The 17,970-nt window shown below is 69.1% G+C and carries 18 protein-coding genes; 5 read left to right on the forward strand and 13 right to left on the reverse strand.

Annotation, left to right across the window (positions count from 1 at the left end):
* Positions 1 to 106 precede the first annotated feature (106 nt).
* Positions 107 to 2,113 (reverse strand): glycosyltransferase family 39 protein, encoded by a 2,007-nt coding sequence (locus QH276_RS28245; protein WP_280401585.1) that lies wholly within the window; start codon positions 2,111 to 2,113, stop codon positions 107 to 109.
* A gap of 348 nt (positions 2,114 to 2,461) precedes the next feature.
* On the opposite strand from QH276_RS28245, the gene QH276_RS28250 reads away from it, so the two are divergent.
* Complete coding sequence (locus QH276_RS28250) at positions 2,462 to 2,683, forward strand: hypothetical protein (RefSeq protein WP_280401586.1); 222 nt, start codon at positions 2,462 to 2,464, stop codon at positions 2,681 to 2,683.
* Between the two features lie 182 nt (positions 2,684 to 2,865).
* Here QH276_RS28250 and QH276_RS28255 read toward each other — a convergent pair whose 3' ends face one another.
* Positions 2,866 to 3,702, reverse strand: a complete 837-nt coding sequence (locus QH276_RS28255) for an SMP-30/gluconolactonase/LRE family protein (protein WP_280401587.1) — start codon at positions 3,700 to 3,702, stop codon at positions 2,866 to 2,868.
* Between the two features lie 99 nt (positions 3,703 to 3,801).
* Entirely contained in the window at positions 3,802 to 4,395 is a 594-nt protein-coding gene (locus QH276_RS28260) for a TetR/AcrR family transcriptional regulator (RefSeq protein WP_280401588.1), read from the reverse strand.
* Between the two features lie 70 nt (positions 4,396 to 4,465).
* Here QH276_RS28260 and QH276_RS28265 point away from each other — a divergent pair, with 70 nt between their 5' ends.
* The gene (locus tag QH276_RS28265) at positions 4,466 to 5,290 is read left to right on the forward strand and encodes a class I SAM-dependent methyltransferase (protein ID WP_280401589.1); all 825 of its coding nucleotides are present in this window, start codon (positions 4,466 to 4,468) and stop codon (positions 5,288 to 5,290) included.
* A gap of 97 nt (positions 5,291 to 5,387) precedes the next feature.
* Here QH276_RS28265 and QH276_RS28270 read toward each other — a convergent pair whose 3' ends face one another.
* Positions 5,388 to 6,056 carry an HAD family hydrolase gene (locus QH276_RS28270; protein ID WP_280401590.1) on the reverse strand — a complete coding sequence of 223 codons (669 nt, stop codon included), beginning with the start codon at positions 6,054 to 6,056 and terminating at the stop codon, positions 5,388 to 5,390.
* A gap of 28 nt (positions 6,057 to 6,084) precedes the next feature.
* Entirely contained in the window at positions 6,085 to 7,008 is a 924-nt protein-coding gene (locus QH276_RS28275; protein WP_432278720.1) for an alpha/beta hydrolase, read from the reverse strand.
* Between the two features lie 96 nt (positions 7,009 to 7,104).
* Between QH276_RS28275 and QH276_RS28280 the strand changes: the two genes are divergently transcribed.
* A complete protein-coding gene (locus QH276_RS28280) occupies positions 7,105 to 7,953 on the forward strand; it encodes an SDR family NAD(P)-dependent oxidoreductase (protein WP_280401592.1) in 849 nt (282 codons plus the stop codon).
* A gap of 3 nt (positions 7,954 to 7,956) precedes the next feature.
* On the opposite strand, the gene secG is transcribed toward QH276_RS28280, so the two are convergent.
* From secG to QH276_RS28295, 3 genes are read right to left on the reverse strand one after another with little or no spacing between them, the layout of a single operon-like run.
* Positions 7,957 to 8,190: a preprotein translocase subunit SecG gene (gene secG / locus QH276_RS28285; RefSeq protein ID WP_062973979.1), complete on the reverse strand. Its 234-nt coding sequence runs from the start codon at positions 8,188 to 8,190 to the stop codon at positions 7,957 to 7,959.
* A 14-nt stretch (positions 8,191 to 8,204) separates the two neighbouring features.
* Positions 8,205 to 9,812 carry an MFS transporter gene (locus QH276_RS28290; RefSeq protein WP_280401593.1) on the reverse strand — a complete coding sequence of 536 codons (1,608 nt, stop codon included), beginning with the start codon at positions 9,810 to 9,812 and terminating at the stop codon, positions 8,205 to 8,207.
* A gap of 31 nt (positions 9,813 to 9,843) precedes the next feature.
* Entirely contained in the window at positions 9,844 to 11,193 is a 1,350-nt protein-coding gene (locus QH276_RS28295) for an MFS transporter (protein WP_280401594.1), read from the reverse strand.
* 151 nt (positions 11,194 to 11,344) lie between these two features.
* Here QH276_RS28295 and QH276_RS28300 point away from each other — a divergent pair, with 151 nt between their 5' ends.
* A complete protein-coding gene (locus tag QH276_RS28300; RefSeq protein WP_280401595.1) occupies positions 11,345 to 12,139 on the forward strand; it encodes an META domain-containing protein in 795 nt (264 codons plus the stop codon).
* A gap of 50 nt (positions 12,140 to 12,189) precedes the next feature.
* On the opposite strand, the gene QH276_RS28305 is transcribed toward QH276_RS28300, so the two are convergent.
* The 4 genes from QH276_RS28305 to gap all read right to left on the reverse strand — a co-directional run bounded on the left by QH276_RS28305 (position 12,190) and on the right by gap (position 15,788).
* Entirely contained in the window at positions 12,190 to 12,483 is a 294-nt protein-coding gene (locus tag QH276_RS28305; protein ID WP_280401596.1) for a hypothetical protein, read from the reverse strand.
* 268 nt (positions 12,484 to 12,751) lie between these two features.
* Complete coding sequence (tpiA, locus tag QH276_RS28310; protein WP_280400795.1) at positions 12,752 to 13,537, reverse strand: triose-phosphate isomerase; 786 nt, start codon at positions 13,535 to 13,537, stop codon at positions 12,752 to 12,754.
* Positions 13,538 to 14,761, reverse strand: coding sequence for a phosphoglycerate kinase (locus tag QH276_RS28315; protein WP_280400794.1), 1,224 nt, complete (start codon positions 14,759 to 14,761; stop codon positions 13,538 to 13,540).
* Between the two features lie 7 nt (positions 14,762 to 14,768).
* Positions 14,769 to 15,788 carry a type I glyceraldehyde-3-phosphate dehydrogenase gene (gap, locus tag QH276_RS28320; RefSeq protein ID WP_280400793.1) on the reverse strand — a complete coding sequence of 340 codons (1,020 nt, stop codon included), beginning with the start codon at positions 15,786 to 15,788 and terminating at the stop codon, positions 14,769 to 14,771.
* Between the two features lie 288 nt (positions 15,789 to 16,076).
* On the opposite strand from gap, the gene QH276_RS28325 reads away from it, so the two are divergent.
* Positions 16,077 to 16,685, forward strand: coding sequence for a GNAT family N-acetyltransferase (locus tag QH276_RS28325; protein WP_280400792.1), 609 nt, complete (start codon positions 16,077 to 16,079; stop codon positions 16,683 to 16,685).
* Between the two features lie 142 nt (positions 16,686 to 16,827).
* Here the strand turns inward: QH276_RS28325 and whiA are convergent, their stop codons facing one another.
* Positions 16,828 to 17,805 (reverse strand): DNA-binding protein WhiA, encoded by a 978-nt coding sequence (gene whiA, locus QH276_RS28330; protein WP_174375588.1) that lies wholly within the window; start codon positions 17,803 to 17,805, stop codon positions 16,828 to 16,830.
* Positions 17,806 to 17,970 lie beyond the last annotated feature (165 nt).

Here is a 17,970-nt window from a genome sequence, read left to right on the forward strand (position 1 = left end):
CGGCCATCCCCGCTCTCACGCAGCCCCCGCCCCCCCCCCCTCCGGGTGTGTCCCAAGCTCCTGCCCCCCCCGCGGCCGGGGCGGGGCATCAGGGTCGAGCAGTGGTTCAGGCACTCGCGGTGAGGTCGTATACGGCGACCCCGTCGACCTCGGTGGCGGTGAAGTTCGCCGCGACCCACTCGCTGATCTTCGACGCCTCCGAGTCCGATGCCGAACCCGGTCCGCCGCCGTGCCCGCCGGCGATGAAGTAGTGGATCGTGCCGTCGGCCACATACTGCTGGAACTGCTCCAGGGTCGGGGACGGGTCGCCGCCACCGAAGCCGCCGATCGACATCACCGGCGTATCCGAGGCCAGCTGATAGTCCGCGGCGTTCATCGAACTGATCGTGGCGGCCGCCCAGCGGAACGAATCCGCGTCCTGAGTGAGCAGGTCCGCCACGGCGGCACTGCTCGCGCGGGAGCCGGGGCCGCCACCACCTTCGCCCGGTCCACCCGCCGCTGCGCGGCCGTCCGGTTGGCCGCCGGTAGCGCCACCGGGCGCTGCCCCGGTGCCCGGTGCGGCACCGCTGTCGTCAGCCGCCCCGCCCGCCGGGAATCCGGCATCGCCGGACGAGCCGCCCTCGGCGCCGGGTGGCCTTCCGCCGCCCATACCGCCCATACCGCCCGGACCGCTCATTCCGGTGCTCGGTCCCGCCAGCACGATCGAACCGGAATGCGGGGTGGCCAAGGTGTCGACGGTGTAGGCGACCGGGCCGGCCAGGCCGGTGAACAACACCGCCGGCGCCGCCACCACCGCGAGTGCGCGGGACAGCGGGAACGCGACGACCACCGTGGCCACCGTTCCCACCGCGAGCACCACCCACCGCAACCACGGCACGAAATCATCGGTACGGCCGAGCAGTAGCCATGCCGTCACCGCGGTCAGCGCGACGCTCAGCGCGATGACCAGCCGTACCCACAACCGGTCCCGTGCCCGCCATACCGCGACCCCACCGGCACCGGCCACCGCGGCGACCGCTGGAGCGAGGGCGACGGTGTAGTACTGGTGGAAGGTGCCGCTCATCAGGCTGAACACCAGGCCGGTGACGATTCCCCAGCCGCCGAACAGCAGCAGCGTCGCGCGCTGCCGGTCGGTGCGGGCGGCATTGCCGCGCAATACCGTTGCCGCGACCAGCAGGATCAGCGCCGCCGGAAGCAACCAGGCGATCTGGCCACCGATCGACGCACCGAACAGCCGGGTGATACCGGCATCGCTACCGAAACCCCCGCCCGGGCCACCCGACGAACTCAACCGGTCGAGCCCGTTGTACCCCAGCGTCAACTCGATGATCGAATTGCTATCCGAGCCGCCGAAATACGGCCGGGACTCCGCGGGCCACAGCTGAGCGATCAGGATCCACCAGCCCGCCGCGAGCACCATCGCCGCACCGGCGGCCAGTAGTTGCGCGATCCTCGTCCCGAGCCGCGGCGGTCCGGCGAACAGATAGACCAGCGCCAACGCCGGCAGCACCAGCAGCACCTGCAACTTTTTCGCCAGGAACCCGAAGCCGGTGAAGGCGCCGCACAGCACCAGCCAGCGCCAGCGGCCGTCCTCGACGGTGCGGGTCAGCGCCCATACCGCGGCGATCATCAGCAGCACCAGCAGTGCGTCCGGGTTGTTGAACCGGAACATCAGCGCGGCCACCGGAGTCACCGCCAGCGCCAGTCCGGACAGCAGGCCGGCCGTCGCGCCGAACGACCGCCGCACGGTCGCCCACAGCAGCGCGACCGACGCGACACCCAGCAACACCTGCGGCGCCAGCATGCTCCAGCTGGAGAACCCGAAGAGCCGGGCCGACAGCGCCATCGGCCACAACGCGGCCGGAGTCTTGTCCACGGTGATCGCGTTGGACCAGTCCGAGGAGCCGAAGAAGAACGCCTCCCATGATTTCGCCCCCGACTGGACAGCGGCAGCGTAGAACGAATTGGCGAACCCGTTGGCGGTCAGATTCCAGAAGTAGGCGGCCGCCGTACCCACCAGCAGCAGGACGAGCCCGATCTTCGGCCACGGAACTCTCCGCCGTGGGGTCACCGGCGGTACCGGCGCCGGGCGGAGCATGGTCAGCGTGGTCATCGCACCCTCCCGGAGTTCGCGCGGGTCCCGAGTCCGGCCGGCTCCCGGCCCACCGGCCGCCCGGTTGTCTTGCTCGAGTTCTCGGTCATGCCGACCACGATCGGCCGCCACCCTCCCCCGCCCCTGGGTGCACGCTGGGAGAACACTGGGAATCAGGAGCCGATCCGCGGTCTCCCGGTCAGATCCGGTTCCGGCCTGCGGCTACCTCGATTGCCAGCCGATTCGCAGTTTCCTGGCAGACCATCTCGAGCCCGACCGAACATGATCGGCTCATCGGACAGGTGCCGACCCGTCCGATCCGGCCCGACCGTCGGGCCGTACGCAGAGGAGGAATATCCCGTAATGCAGATGATGAAGTCGAAGCTCGCGAAGGCGGCCGTGGTCGGTGGCGTCGGACTGGGGATGGTCGGCCTCGGTGCGGGCGCCGCGAGCGCGCAGCCGGGCCCGGGTCCGGTCCCCGGCCAGCAGCAGCACGACCCGGGCCCGCAGCACTACAACCAGGGTCCGCAGCAGCATCCGGGTGGCCACGGCTTCTGGTTGTTCAACCACTGGGTTCCCACCCCCTGGTGATCCGGCCGGCGGCGTGAACCGCCGCCCGCAGAGCAACTGACGCGCTCGGGTGCCCGGCGGGGCTTCCACCTCGGGAGCCCGCCCTCGAGCCGGTCCACCGGCGCCGGCGGAGGAGGATCAGGTCGTGCCCGGGTCGGATGCGGGTGATCCGCTCCGAGGGCCTGCAGACGCTCCGCGAGTCGTCACGGATAGCCGGCGCCCGGCGCAGGTGCCGGGAACATCACGACCCGGCCGCTCGGTTCCGGCGTGCCGATATCGCCGAACTCCTGGCCGACGACGAACAGCCGGGGTGCGGTACCGCGGCTGAGCGCGCAGGCGAACGCTCCCCGGTCCCACTCGACCGTGGTGAGCTCCTTCCCGCCCTCGGCCACCCGCACACACCGCCGATTACCGACATCGGCATACCAGGCCGCCCCGTCGGTATCGAGGCAGATACCGTCCGGGTGGTCGCCCGGGGTCGGCGACCAGACCCGGCGGCCGCCGAGTTCGCCGGATGCCGAGATATCGAATGCGGTCAATTGCTCGGCATACGATTCGGCGACGATCAGAGTGCGACCGTCCGGCGTAATGGCCATTCCGTTCGGGAATGCGAGATCTTCGGCGACGCGGCGGACCCGGCCCTCGGGTGTCACCAGCACCACAAATCCGGGCGCGAAAGCCCCGCCCGGAAAGTCGAATCCGATGCTGTTGACGTAGGCATTCCCGTGCGCGTCGACGACGATATCGTTCCACGGTTTATCGGTGAAGGCCGCGAGCTCGGCGTGCGTCACCAGCACTCCGTCCGGCTCACGGCGCAGCACCCGGCCGCGCGCCGAGTCGACGATCAGCAACCGCCCGTCCGGTAGGAAGTCGATACACATCGGAAACGACTCGACCCTCGCCACCACTTCGGCCCGGCCGTCACCGCCGAGCGCGAGCACCTTGTGCGCACCCCAGTCCGAGAACCACAGCCGGCCCTCGTGCCAGCGTGGTGATTCCCCGAAAACGATCCCGTCGAGCAGCACTTCGCCCACAGTCATCTGCCGATTCCTTCCGCCTGTGCCAGCTCGGACGCGGCGAACACCCGAAATTCATCGCGGACCGAACTCGGGGCACGACGAATGGGCCGGACGGGTGTTTCACAGGAGCCGGCGCTGCACGACATCCGCGGTGATCGTGTCGACCATTTTGCCGACCGCCGCGGCGTCCGGCCGGTCCGTGGCGCCCGCGAACAGCAGATGGCCGGCGCCGATCAGGGAGAGTGCCAGGGAGTCGATATCGGCGTCGGCGGCGATCCGGCCGAGTTCGCGTTCGCGGGTGAGGTAGCCGGCGATCATGGCACCGGCGTCGGCGAGGACCGGGATGCCGGGGCTGGTGGTGCGCAACCGCGCCCGTAGCTCGCTGCGGAAGATGATCAGACCCACGATTCCTACCGCGACCGGGTCGAACAGGTCCAGGAGCGCGGCGGTGAGGTTGCCGGTGACCGTACCGGTGCCGGCGGAAGCCCGCAGGGTGGCCGCCTGGTCGCCGAGCCGGGCGACACGGTCGTGGACGAGTTCGGCGAGGAACGCATCGAAATCGGTGAAGTGGCGGTGCAGAACTCCCTTCGCCACCCCCGCTTCCGCCGTGACCGCACGGCTGGTGAGCGCGTTCGCGCCGTCGCGCACCAGGATACGTTCGGCGGCTTCGAACAGTTGCTGACGCGCATCACGGATATGCACACCGGTCGGCACGGCGTCGGTCCTCCAGTTGTCGGCGAGCCCACCGATTGCCTAGTGGGCATGTGCCCACTAGTGTGGGCGCATGCCCACTATATCGCCCCAGCCCACCCCCGCCGCAGGCCAGGAGCCACACCGGCAACGCGAAGTCGCCGAATCGTTCGGCACCGACCCGCAACGCTACGACCGGGCCCGCCCCCGTTACCCCGACGCCCTCGTCACACGGATCCTCGAAACGAGCCCCGGCCGCGACATTCTCGACGTCGGCTGCGGCACCGGGATCGAGGCGCGGCAGTTCCAGCAGGCCGGGTGCACCGTCCTCGGCGTCGACCCGGACGAGCGGATGGCCGAATTCGCCCGGCGCACCGGAGTCGACGTCGAAGTCTGCACCTTCGAAGCCTGGGATCCGGCCGGCCGCACCTTCGACGCGGTGGTCGCCGGGCAGGCCTGGCACTGGGTGGATCCGGTGGCCGGCGCCGCCAAGGCGGCCGAGGTGCTGCGGCCGAACGGCCGGATCGCCGTCTTCGGGCATGCTTTCGATGCCCCCGCCGAAGTGACCGACGCCCTTGTGACGGCGTACCGGCAGGTCGCACCCGAATCCCCCGTCGCCCGGGCGACCGCGCAGGCGAAATCCGCCGTGGCGACCTACCGGGCGATGTTCGCCGCGGCCGCCGACGGAATCCGCCGCGCCGGTGGCTTCGGCGAACCGGAACAGTGGCGCTTCGACTGGGAACAGTCCTATACCCGCGACCAATGGCTCGACCACCTGCCCACCACCGGCGGCCTCACCCGCCTCGAGCCGGACCGGCTGGCGGTCGTGCTGGACCGTGTCGGCGCGGCCATCGACCGGATCGGCGGCGGTTTCACCATGCCGTACAGCACGTTCGCCGCCACCGCTGCCCGCACCTGATGCCGAACCGGTACCGGTCGAACCACGACATCCGGTCGGTGGATGGCCGGCCGAACGGCAGCGACCTCCAGTGGCCGGATGCCCGGCGGCTGCCCGGTCAGCCGATCCCGAACCCGGCCAGCGCATCCAGCAGCGCGCGTGGCCGCTGCTCGACGGGTAGTGGGTCGACGAGAGCTACCGCGCAACCGATTCCGGCGGCAGCGCCGTCGGCCTCCCGGCTGTCACCGATCATCAGGACCTCCCGGGGCTCGATACCGAGACGGTGGCAGGCGATCTCGAACAGCCGGGAGTCCGGTTTCACCGCACCCTCGACATACGAGAGCACGAATTCCTTCACCTGTTCGGCGACCCCGGCGCGTTCGAACACCGGCCGGATATCCCAGGCGATATTGCTGATCACCGCGACCGGAATTCCGGCCGCCGCCACCGCGTGCAGGGCGGCTGCCGTATCCGGGAACGGATGCCATGCCTCGGCCGAGAGCAACTGCTCGTACAGATAGTCGGGATTGCCGACCCCGGACCCGCGCAGCACCGCCCGGTACAGTTCGCGATGCAGCGCCGGATCCAGATCCCGCCGGGCCCATGCGTCGCGCAGGTGTTCCGGCAGACCGCCCGGCTGCCCGACCGGCGCCGTCATCCGCCGCATCACCTCGGCCTGCCTATCACCTGGCAGTGGTTTTCCGTCGTGTCCGGTCAGTTCGTCGACCACCGGTTCGAAACGGAACAGGGTGCCGGAGAAGTCGAAGAGAACGCCGTGCACAGTCATGGGGCCAGGTTACGGACCCGCCGGGCATTCACCGGGTGAGGTCGCCGACCGCGCGCAGCAGGAAATCGTTCACGGCTCCGGTGGCTTCGAGCTGAACCAGGTGACCGACCCCGGGAATCCGCTGCACCGCGCGTAGATCCGGCAGGGCCGCACGCATGGTGTCCAGCGGATCGCGACCGCTGAAACCTTCCATATCCGGATCTTTCTCACCGTAGGCGAAATACACCGGCACCGCGGGCGCCGCCCGGGCGTATTCCTCGGTCAACTCCCAGTTGCGGTCGATCGCGCGATACCAGTTCAGCCCTCCGGTGAACCCGGTGCGCTCGAAATCCGCCGCCAAGGTGTCGAATTCGGCGGCCGACAGCCATGACCACGGCAACGCGGGGGCTTCGGGGAGCGCATCGATGTACCGGGTTCCCGGTGGGTTCTGCCAGACGTCCAGATAGTGGAAATCGCCGCTGAGCGCGTAGTACACGCGGGCGAGGAATTCGCGCGGCTGCTCGGCGAGATGAGCGTCGGCCACCCCCGGCTCCAAGAAATATTGCAGGTGCAGAAAATGCCGTTCGGCCATTTTCGCCCAGTAGTAACCCGGCCGTTTCGGGGCGCGCGGCGCGAAGGGGTTGTTCAGCACGACCAGCCCGCGTACCCGCTCCGGCGCTCGCAGGCCCAGCTCCCAGAGCAGGGCGGCGCCGAAATCGACACCTACGAATACCGCCTGTTCGGCACCGATATCGTCGAGCAGAGCGAGCAGATCGCCGATCACCGCGGCGTTGGTGTAGTCGTCGATCGCCGCGGGCGCATCGGTACGTCCGGCGCCGCGCAGGTCGGGAGCGAGCGCCCGGTAACCCGCCGCCGAGACCGCCGCGAGCTGGCGATGCCATACGTACCAGGTGTGCGGGAACCCGTGACAGAAGATCACCGGATCACCCCCGCCCGCTTCGGCGATGTGCATCCGCACACCCCCGGTATCGATGAACCGGTGCGTCGGCGCCACGAAACCTCCCGAATACTAGAACGCGTTTCAGTTTCACGGTAACGTCCCGGGACTGTGAGCGGAACACCACACCCCTTGAAGAACCGGATCGCCGTGGTCACCGGCGCGAGCCGCGGGATCGGCAAAGGTATCGCGCTGGAGCTGGGCGCGGCCGGCGCGACCGTATACGTCACCGGACGATCGCAGCAGCCCGGAAAGCTCCCCGGGACGGTGCACGAAACGGCGGCGCGGATCGACGAGCTGGGCGGCACCGGCGTACCCGTTGTCTGCGATCACGGCGACGACGACGCGACGGCGGCGCTCTTCGAGCGCATCGGCGCGGAACAGGGCCGGCTCGACGTCCTGGTCAACAATGTCTACAACTCCCCCGCCGCCGCCCGCTGGCTGGGCCGCAAATTCTGGGAAGTACCCCCGAAGGCCTGGGACGAGACCTTCCGGATCGGCGTGCGCTCCCATTACGTCGCCGCCGTGTACGCGGCGCCGCTACTCCTGGAATCCGGCGGACTCATCGTGAACGTGTCCTCACCCGGAGCCCAGCGGCCCATGCACAACGTCGTCTATGGAGTCGGAAAGACGGCCTTGGACCGGATGACCGCCGATTTCGCGCGCGATCTGGCCGATACCGAGGTCACGGCCGTATCGATCTGGCCGGGTCTGGTGGCCACCGAACTACTGCGCCTGATCCCCGCCGACGAGCACGGCAAACGCGTCGTCACCTTGCCGGGTGAGGGCAGCTTCGACCTCGACGAGGCCGAAACCCCGCGCTTCGCGGGCCGCGCGGTGGTCGCGCTGGCCGCCGACCCCGACCGCCGCACGCGCACCGGAAAAGCCTGGAAGGTTGCCGATCTGGCCGAGGATTACGGGTTCACCGATATCGACGGGCGCGTACCGCGCACCGGCTGACGATCAGGCGAACTTGATCTCGAGCCCGATGCCGAGGATGGCGATGAACCACACCAGCCCGGTGAAGATGGTGATGCGGTTCAGGTTCTTCTCGGCCACGGTCGAACCGGACAGCGCCGACTGCGTCCCACCGCCGAACAAGCTGGACAGACCTCCGCCCTTGGCGCGGTGCAACAGCACCATCAGCACCAGCAGCAGGCTGGTGACGATCAGGAGGATATCCAGGAACATCCGCATGCCGGACAGTGTATCTATGCCCGGGGTTCGACCGACACCAGGTGGGTGAGCGTCTCGTCGTGGGCGAACTCGGCGACGGCGCGTTCGCGCATCAGGTCCTGGGCGGTGAGCCGCACCTTGTGCTGTTGCATATGCTCCGACCACGAGCGCACCACGAACGCTTCGACGTAACGGTCCTCGGCGCCCACATCGCGGTAGAGCCGCCATTCCATGGCGCCGGTGCGCTGCCGGGACCGGCCCACGAAACCCATCGCGGCCAGGAATTCGGGCACCCGGTCGGCGGGTACGTCGTAATCCTTCAGCACCAGGACGGGGCCGTCGTCCGGATCCGGTTCGACCACCAGCTGGGGTTCGGGCCAGTATGCGTGCGGGGTGAGGTCGAATCCGGCGGTGAACTGCCGCATGGGCAGCCAGATCGTACTGAGGGCGCTCAGACCGAGCAGTCCGCCGGCGACCAGCAGCGCGGTGACCGCGCCGTAGGCCCCGGCCACCAGCCCCCACACCACCGAGCCGATCGCCTGACCGGCCATGAACACCAGCATGTACACCGACAGCCCCCGCGCCCGCACCCAGCCGGGCAGCAGCAACTGCATGGTGGCGTTCATCGTCGAAAGGGTGAGCAACCAGGCCGCCCCGGCGAAAACCAGCAGGAGCAACACCAGCGCCTCGACACGCAGCAGAGCCGTCCCGCAGCTCGCGGCCCCGAACATCAGCGCGGCGGCCGCCACCTGCTGGGTGGGGGTGAGCAGCGACCGTACCCGCGCCAGGCTCACCGCGCCGAGGACCGCCCCCACCCCGAGCGCACCCAGCATGATGCCGTAACCCGAGGATCCGAGGCCCAGCTGATCGCGGGCGATCACCGGGAGCAGCGCCCACAGCGCACTGCCCGGGGCGACGAACAACATGGTGCGCAGCAGCACCCGCCGGATCGCCGGGGCCGATTTGATGAACCGGGTGCCGGCCTGCAGGGCCGCCAGCGGGCGTTCACTCGGGAACTGGCGATCCACCTTCGGCCGCCGCCACAGCAGCAGCGCGCCGACGATGGCGACGAAGGAGAACGCGTTGAGGGCGAACACCAGCGCCGGGCCCGACAGCGCCACCAGCACACCCGCGATCGCCGGGCCCACCGCGCGGCCGATGTTCATATTCATACTGCCCAGTGCCGCCGCGGACGGAATCTGATCGCGCGGTACCAGTTCGGGCTGGATCGCCTGCCAGGACGGACCGACCAGCGCCTGACCGCAGCCGAGCAGGAACAACAGGGTGAGCAGCACCGACGGGGTGGTATGGCCGGTGGCGGTCGCGATCGCCAGGATCGTCGCCAGCAACGCCATCGTCGACTGCGCGCCTAGCAGCAAGCGACGGCGGTCGAGCAGATCCGCCAGCACCCCGGAGGGAATGGACAGGATCATCACGGGCAGTGTCGTCGCGGTCTGCACGAACGAGACCAGCGCGGCCGCATTGGGCTCGTCGACCAGCACCCACTGCGAGCCCACCATCTGCATCCAGGTGCCCAGATTGGACACCAGCTGGGCGATCCACAGCGCGCGATAAACCGGTAACCGCAACGGAGCCCAGGTGGAAACAGGTTTCGATGCGGCTGAGGTCACTCGGGACAGCATAGCGCCGGGCTCTGACCGGCCCGCCGGACACTCACGCGGTGAGACGGTCTTCCTCGCGGATGAACAGCGTGGCGAGCACGCTCACCAGGGCCGTCGCCACCAGATACCCGCAGGCGAGCCACGGCGTCGACGCCCCGGCGGCGATCAGCGCGGTCACGATCATCGGAGTCAGGCCCGAGGCGTAGATGCCGGAGAACTGGTAGACGAACGACAGCCCCGTGTACCGAACCTCGGCCGGATACAGCCCGGCGTACAACGTGCCCTGCGCACCGTAGAACAGCGCGTGGGCCACCCCGAACACCGCGACGATGGCCACGGCGAAGATCACGATCTCGCGGGTCTCGAACAACAGGAAGACCGGATACACCAGTACCCCGTAGGCCGTGATTCCGGCGATGTATACCCGGCGCGGACCGAAGCGGTCGGTGAGCAACCCGGAAACCGGGATGAGCGCGGCCATCACCACCGCGGCGACCGTCACCGCCAGCAGCACGGGCACCTGCGCGAAGCCCAGATGCCCGGTGGCGAAGCTGATCGCGAAAACACCCCAGGTGTTGAAGGCGGCGCCCTCACCCCAGCGCGACAGCAACCCGAGCACCGTATTGCGCCGCGACCGCGCATTCCGGAACAACTCCACCACCGGCACTTTCGATATCCGGTTGAGCCGGTCGACCTCGCGGAACGCCGGTGTCTCGTCGATCTTCAACCGCACCACGAGACCGATCAGCACCAGCACCACACTGGCGCCGAACGCGATTCGCCACCCGTAGGTCAGGAACGCGTCCTCGCTCAACACCGTACGCAGGAGTGCGAACACCCCGGTCCCCAGCGCCAGCCCGAGCGCGAGCCCGACCTGCGGATAACTGCCGAACAAGCCGACCTTCCGGCGCGGGCTGTGCTCCACGGCCAGCAGCACCGCCCCCGCCCACTCCCCGCCGAGCGCGAAACCCTGCAGCATGCGCAACACCAGCAACAGGATCGGCGCGGCGATACCGATCGCGGCCGCCGTGGGCAGGGCACCCATCAAAGCGGTGGACACTCCCATGATCGCCATCGTCAGGGCGAGCGTGCGTTTGCGGCCGATCCGGTCGCCGATATGCCCGAAGACGAGTCCGCCCACCGGCCGCATCAGGAAGCCGACGGCGAAGGTCGCGAACGACAGCATGGTTCCGACGAACGCACTGGTGTCGGGGAAGAACAGTTTGTCGAAAACGATGCCCGCGGCCGTCGAGTAGAGGAAGAAGTCGTACCACTCGACGGTGGTCCCGATCAGGCTCGCCGCGACCGCTTTCCGGGTATCGGCGGCAGCGAGCCGGCCGCCGTCCGCTGCGGCAGGGTCCGCCTTGCGGGCCGGCACCGCCGCGGTATCCAGCAACGACATGGTTCCCCTTCGGTACGACAGCGACTCGACCGGTGAGGGTAGGCGCGGACAGCACACTCCGGCAGGGTTGAAATCACCGCGATTCGAGCCGGCGACCGGACCCGGATGTCGCCGCCGCGGTCACCGCCGCGCGCCGGGTAGCATCGCCGTCATGCCGGGACGAGCGCTCCGATGCGGTGCGGCACTGTCGCTGATCCTGCTCGCGTCGGCAGGCTGCGGGAACGGCGATCCCGCCGAACCGCGAGACGAGGCGTCGCCGATGGGCACGACCTATATCTCGACCGAGGTGACGGGTGCCCCGATACCGGGCGGCGGACCGCTGACCCTGGATTTCGCGGACGGCCGGATCACCGCCGACGCCGGCTGCAATACCCACAGCGGTGCGGTGGATCTGCGCGACCACGTCCTGCATGTCTCCGAACTCGCGAGCACCCTCGCCGCCTGTCCCGGGGAACGTGCCGCGGCCGACACCTGGGTGGGCGACCTACTGCGCGGCGATCCGACCTGGGAACTCGATCGCGACCGGCTGACCCTGTTCGGCAGGAAATCGACGGTGGTACTCACCGACAAGAAAGTCGTGCAGCCGGACCGGCCGATCCGCGGCACCGAATGGGTCGTCACCGCGCTGCTCACCCCGGATGCCCGGATCCAGTCCCGCACGATCGACGAGGTCCGGCCCATGCTCGCCATCGCCGAGGACGACGCGCTCACCGGATTCGCCGGCTGCAACCGGATCACGGGCCGCGCCGTCGTCACCGATACGCCCGCCGGGGCCGATATCGCCTTCACGGCGGCCACCACCCGGATGATGTGCGCACCCGAGGTCATGGAGGTGGAGCGGGCGGTGCTGGCCGCTCTCGACGGCACCGCGCAGGCCACCGTCGACGCCGATGTCCTCACCCTCCGCAACCCGAACGGTCACGGTCTGACGCTGCGCGCCCGGTAGCCGCGGGCCGACAAGTGCCTGGCCGGGCCCGCGGGGCGGCGCCGGTGGACCTACCGGTCGAACACCACGCTCTCGAACGCTCCGCTTTCCGAATCCATAGGCCCGCCTTCGCAATTCGGCCGGGGGAAGGTCGCCACGTCCATCGCGGTGTCGTTGGCGAGGACACCGGCGGCACCAGGGGTGTTGTAGCAGCGGCCGGGCTCGAGATCGGTCAGCACGGACGGGCCGCCGATCTGCGAGCGGTAGGCGAATTCACCGGGCGCCGCATGGGCGCCGAGCGGAACGGTGAGCGCGAGCGCCGCGCCGGCGGTGCAGGTACCCAGAGTCTTGACGATATTCCGCACTTGCGCTTCCTCTCCTTCGGAATTGCAGTCTGCTCTCGTCCGGTTCCGCAGTATTCCGGAGAACCGGCGGGATCTCCGGTAGCAGGCGCGTTCCGCCGGTCGTTGGGCCGGGTCGCGATGGTCGTGCCCGCGCTGCGGTCCGCTGGCGGGGTACCCGGTTTCCGCGGCCCATCACGGTCGGTGGTAACTGTCGAGGCCCTCGCGCCCAGGGGCACCGACGACAGAGGCCCGCCGGGTTGTCCCAGCGGGCCTCGTGGTCGGCGACCGATCAGGGCAGCGGGCCACCCGCCGCTATAGCCGACAGTGTGGCGAACTCATCGCCCTTGAGCGATGCGCCGCCGACCAGGGCTCCGTCGATATCGGTCTGCTTGATCAGCTCACCGACATTCTTGGCGTTCACCGAACCGCCGTAGAGCACCCGCACGGTCTCGGCGACCTCCGGGCTGGCGAGTTGCGCGAGTTCGGCGCGGATGGCACCGCACACCTCCTGCGCGTCGGCCGGGGTGGCGACCTTTCCGGTGCCGATCGCCCACACGGGTTCGTAGGCGATGACGACCTTCGCGATCTCCTCGGCCTTCAGCCCCTTCAGCGAACCCCGCAACTGTTCGAGGTTGTACTCGACATGGGTGCCCGCCTCCCGGACGTTGAGGCCCTCACCGATGCAGACGATCGGGGTGATCCCGTGCTTCAGTGCCTGCTTCGCCTTCGCCAGGACGGTGGCGTCGTCCTCGTTGTGGTACTGGCGGCGTTCGGAATGCCCGACCACCGCGAACCCGCACCCCAGCTTCGCCAGCATGGCCGCACTGACCTCACCGGTGTAGGCACCGGATTCGTGTACCGATACATCCTGCGCACCGTAGGTGATCCGCAGTTTGTCACCTTCGATGAGCGTCTGCACGCTACGGATATCGACGAACGGCGGAATCACCGCCACATCGACCTTGTCGAAGTACTTGTCGGGCAGCGCGAACGCGATCTTCTGCACCAGGGCGATGGCCTCGAGATGGTTGAGGTTCATCTTCCAGTTGCCCGCGATCAGCGGTTTCCGGGCCATCTACGACTCCTCGGCGTCGTCGAGCACGCTGATGCCGGGCAGCGTCTTACCTTCCAGGTACTCCAGCGAGGCGCCGCCACCGGTGGAGATATGCGAGAAATCGCCCTCCGGGATACCGAGCGCACGCACGGCCGCCGCCGAATCACCACCACCGACCACGGTGAAAGCGCCCTTACCGGTGGCCGCCGCGATGGCCTCGGCCACGCCGCGGGTGCCCGCCGCGAACTTGTCGAACTCGAACACACCCATCGGGCCGTTCCAGAACACGGTCCGCGCCTCGGTGAGCAGCGCCGCGAAACGCTGCACCGATTCGGGGCCGATGTCCAGGCCCATCCAGCCGTCCGGAATCTCGTGGCAGGGCACCGCTTTCGAGTCCGCATCGGCCGAGAAGGAATCGGCGATCACGATATCGCGCGGCAGGTGGATCACATCGGCGTAGCGGTCCAGCAGCTGCTGACAGGTTTCGATCATCTCCTCCTGCAGCAGCGAGGAACCGACCGGGAGACCTTCGGCGGCGAGGAAGGTGAAGCACATCCCGCCGCCGATGACCAGGGTGTCGACCTTGGGGGCCAGCGCCTCGATCACGGCCAGCTTGTCCGAGACCTTCGCCCCACCGAGCACCACCGCATAGGGGCGGTCGGTGGATTCGGTGAGTTTCGCCAGCACCTCGGCTTCGGCCGCGACGAGCCCCCCGGCGTAATGCGGGAGCAGTTTCGCCACGTCGTACACCGAGGCCTGTTTGCGATGCACCACACCGAACCCGTCGGAGACGAACGCGCCGTCGTCGCCGACCAGTTCCACCAGGGCAGCCGCCAGCTTCGCCCGGTCCGCGTCGTCCTTGCTGGTTTCGCGCGGATCGAAGCGGATGTTCTCGAGCAGCAGCACATCACCGTCGGTCAGGCCCTCGGACCGCGCGAGCGCGTCCTGGCCCACGACATCACCGGCGAGCTGCACATTGCGGCCCAGTTCGGCGGCCAGCCGGGTGGCCACCGGTGCCAGCGACAGCGCCGGATCCGGGGCACCCTTCGGGCGGCCGAGATGGGCGGTGACGACCACCTTCGCACCGGCTTCCACCAGCGCGCGCAGGGTCGGCACCGAGGCGATGATCCGGCCCGGATCGGTGATCTCGCCGTTGTCGAGGGGCACGTTGAGGTCGGAGCGCACCAGGACGCCCCGGCCCTCGACGCCCTCGGCGAGGAGATCGTCCAGAGTTTTGATGCTCACGCCGGTCCTAGAGGGACTTGCCGACGAGGCCGATGAGGTCGGCGAGGCGGTTGGAGTAGCCCCACTCGTTGTCGTACCAGGAGTAGACCTTCACCTGGTCGTCGATGACCTTGGTCAGCGGCGCGTCGTAGATCGACGAATGCGGATCGGTGACGATATCGCTGGAGACGATCGGGTCGGTGCTGTACTTCAGGATGCCCTTCAGCGGACCGTCGGCGGCCGCCTTGAACGCCGCGTTGATCTCGTCGATCGACGCCTTCTTGGCCAGATCGGCGGTCAGGTCGGTGATCGAGCCCGTGGGCACCGGCACACGCAGCGAGTAACCGTCCAGCTTGCCGTTCAGTTCGGGCAGCACCAGGCCGATGGCCTTGGCCGCACCGGTGCTGGTCGGCACGATGTTCAGCGCGGCGGCGCGGGCGCGGCGCAGATCCTTGTGCGGGCCGTCCTGCAGATTCTGGTCCTGGGTGTAGGCGTGGATGGTGGTCATCAGGCCCTTGACGATGCCGAACTCGTCGTTCAGCACCTTGGCCAGCGGACCCAGGCAGTTGGTGGTGCAGGAAGCGTTGGAGATGATGTTCTGGCTGCCGTCGTACTTGTCGTCGTTGACACCCATCACGATGGTGATGTCCTCGCCCTTGGCGGGCGCGGAGATGATCACCTTCTTGGCGCCGGCCGCCAGATGACCTTTGGCCTTGGTGGCGTCGGTGAAGATACCGGTGGATTCGACCACGACGTCCACACCCAGATCGCCCCACGGCAGCGCCGCCGGGCCCTCCTTGATCGCCAGCGCCTTGATCCGCTGGTCGCCGACCACGATGGTGTCGTCACCGTCGAGGGAGACGTCCTCGGGCAGCCGGCCGAGGACGGAATCGTACTTCAGCAAGGTGGCCAAAGACGCGTTGTCGGTGAGGTCGTTGACCGCCACGATCTCGATATCGGTGGTGCCGAGCGCTTTCTGCGCCTCCACCGCCCGGAAGAAGTTACGTCCGATACGGCCGAAGCCGTTGATACCTACCCGGACAGTCACGTTTCTCGCTCCTCAGCTGTCAAGCGGATAATTCCGATGCCCTACTCACACTAATGCCTTCGGCTCATCTCTCCGACACACCCCTGGTGTTCGTGAGCACCGGCTATCCGGCCGGTGTCCGGACCTCCCGGAGCCGGTGAAGGCCCCGGATCCGAGCTCCTCCCGGGTGAGCGGGCCGACCGGCCGGATGCCGGTCCGCCGGACAACGGTGCTCCGGCGAGCGGGTCGCCGGACCCTCCCCGCATAAAACGTTGGCAACATCGACCACCACCGCACAGGATGGTGCAGGTGCACCGCGAACCCGACCCGATTCCCGCGCCGCCCGTCCGCCCGGCGACCACCGCCGACGTCCCCCGGGCCGTCCGGACGCTCACCAGGGCGTTCGCCGACTACCCCTGGACCCGGCACACCATCGCCGCAGCCGAGCACGAACGCCGGCTCGCCGAATTCCAGGAGCTCTTCCTGACCCGGATCGGGTTACCCCACGGCAAGGTATGGGTCGCCGACGACGGTGCCGCGGTCGCGGTGTGGACGACCCCCGCCACCGACGCCGGCGCGGTCTTCACCGAACTCGCACCCCGCTTCGCCGAACTGGCCGGCGACCGCGCCGCGGCGCACGCGGCGGCGGAAGCAGCACTGCACCCCCATCGCCCGGACGACCCCGTCTGGTTCCTCGGCACCGTGGGCGTCGACCCCGCCCGCCGCGGCAGCGGACTCGGCCGCGCAGTGATCGAACCCGGCCTGGCCGCCGCCGAACGCGAGGGGGTCGCGGCCTTCCTGGAGACCTCGACCGCGGCGAACGTGCGCTTCTACGAACACCTCGGTTTCCACGTCACCGCGGAAGTGGACATCCCCGACGGCGGCCCGCGGACCTGGTGCATGCTCCGGCAGGCCTGAGGTCGCCGTTCCGACCCGGTTCGGTACTCGATGCCGGCGGGCGCCGGCCGTGTGGGCCGGCACCCGGGACGGCACGGTGTCTTCGGCGCGTCTCGCGGCGGTCACCATTCGAGGCCGACCGCGGACCGTGACGGATAGCGGCTCAGGCGTCGTCGAGCAGTTCCGCCGTCACAGCCGACTCGGTGTCCGGCACCCCGAGCTCTTTCGCGCGCCGGTCGGCCATGGACAGCAGCCGCCGGATCCGCCCGGCCACCGCGTCCTTGGTCATCGGCGGGTCGGCGAGCTGGCCGAGTTCCTCCAGGGACGCCTGCCGGTGTTCCACGCGCAGCTTCCCCGCCGCCGCCAAGTGGTCGGGAACATCGTCGCCGAGCAGTTCCAGCGCGCGCTCGACCCGGGCCGCCGCCGCGACCGCGGCACGTGCCGAGCGGCGCAGGTTCGCGTCGTCGAAGTTGGCGAGCCGGTTGGCGGTGGCGCGGACCTCACGCCGCATCCGGCGCTCTTCCCAGGTGAGCCGGGTGTCCTGGGCGCCCATCCGGGTGAGCAACGCACCGATGGCCTCGCCGTCGCGGACGACCACCCGGTCGGTGCCGCGGACCTCGCGCGCCTTGGCCGAGATACCGAGCCGGCGGGCGGCCCCCACCAGGGCAAGCGCGGCCTCCGGTCCGGGGCAGCTCACCTCGAGCGCCGACGAGCGGCCGGGTTCGGTGAGCGAACCGTGCGCCAGGAAGGCGCCGCGCCAGGCCGCCTCCGCATCCGCGACGCTGCCACCGACCACCTGCGCGGGCAGCCCGCGCACCGGCCGGCCGCGGACGTCGAGCAGCCCGGTCTGGCGGGCCAGCGCTTCGCCCTCCTTCGCGACCCGGACCACGTACCGGGAGGATTTTCGCAGGCCGCCGGCGCTGAGCACATGCACATCCGACCCGTATCCGTAGAGTTCGAAGATCTCCCGCCGTAGCCGCCGCGCGATGGAACCCATATCGACTTCGGCTTCGACGATCACCCGCCCGCCGACGATATGCAGACCGCCGGCGAAACGCAGCAGGGCGGACAGTTCGGCTTTGCGCGCACTCACCTGTGTTACGGCGAGCCGGCTCAGCTCGTCTTTCACTTCGGCTGTCATCGCCACGAGACGTGCTCCTTTCCACCCAACCCGGACCGCACATCCTGACCCATGTGCCGTCCCTCGACTCGAAACCCCGGCACCGCCGGCCGGGGATCGCGGATCAGTTGATCCAGTGCGGCGGCGAGCTTTCCGGCATCGTGCCGGGCCGTTCCCGCGTCGGCG

Source organism: Nocardia carnea (assembly GCF_029869215.1).
In the GTDB taxonomy this organism is placed as follows: Bacteria; Actinomycetota; Actinomycetes; order Mycobacteriales; family Mycobacteriaceae; genus Nocardia; species Nocardia carnea_B.

Excerpts from the sequence above, each read along its gene's own strand:
- whiA (WP_174375588.1), bottom strand. The coding sequence starts at position 17,805 with ATGACAGCCGAAGTGAAAGACGAGCTGAGCCGGCTCGCCGTAACACAG.
- QH276_RS28265 (WP_280401589.1), top strand. The coding sequence starts at position 4,466 with ATGCCCACTATATCGCCCCAGCCCACCCCCGCCGCAGGCCAGGAGCCA.
- QH276_RS28300 (WP_280401595.1), top strand. The coding sequence starts at position 11,345 with ATGCCGGGACGAGCGCTCCGATGCGGTGCGGCACTGTCGCTGATCCTG.
- QH276_RS28255 (WP_280401587.1), bottom strand. The coding sequence starts at position 3,702 with ATGACTGTGGGCGAAGTGCTGCTCGACGGGATCGTTTTCGGGGAATCA.
- QH276_RS28250 (WP_280401586.1), top strand. The coding sequence starts at position 2,462 with ATGATGAAGTCGAAGCTCGCGAAGGCGGCCGTGGTCGGTGGCGTCGGA.
- tpiA (WP_280400795.1), bottom strand. The coding sequence starts at position 13,537 with ATGGCCCGGAAACCGCTGATCGCGGGCAACTGGAAGATGAACCTCAAC.
- QH276_RS28295 (WP_280401594.1), bottom strand. The coding sequence starts at position 11,193 with ATGTCGTTGCTGGATACCGCGGCGGTGCCGGCCCGCAAGGCGGACCCT.
- QH276_RS28270 (WP_280401590.1), bottom strand. The coding sequence starts at position 6,056 with ATGACTGTGCACGGCGTTCTCTTCGACTTCTCCGGCACCCTGTTCCGT.
- secG (WP_062973979.1), bottom strand. The coding sequence starts at position 8,190 with ATGCGGATGTTCCTGGATATCCTCCTGATCGTCACCAGCCTGCTGCTG.
- QH276_RS28245 (WP_280401585.1), bottom strand. The coding sequence starts at position 2,113 with ATGACCACGCTGACCATGCTCCGCCCGGCGCCGGTACCGCCGGTGACC.
- QH276_RS28290 (WP_280401593.1), bottom strand. The coding sequence starts at position 9,812 with ATGCTGTCCCGAGTGACCTCAGCCGCATCGAAACCTGTTTCCACCTGG.
- QH276_RS28275 (WP_432278720.1), bottom strand. The coding sequence starts at position 7,008 with ATGCACATCGCCGAAGCGGGCGGGGGTGATCCGGTGATCTTCTGTCAC.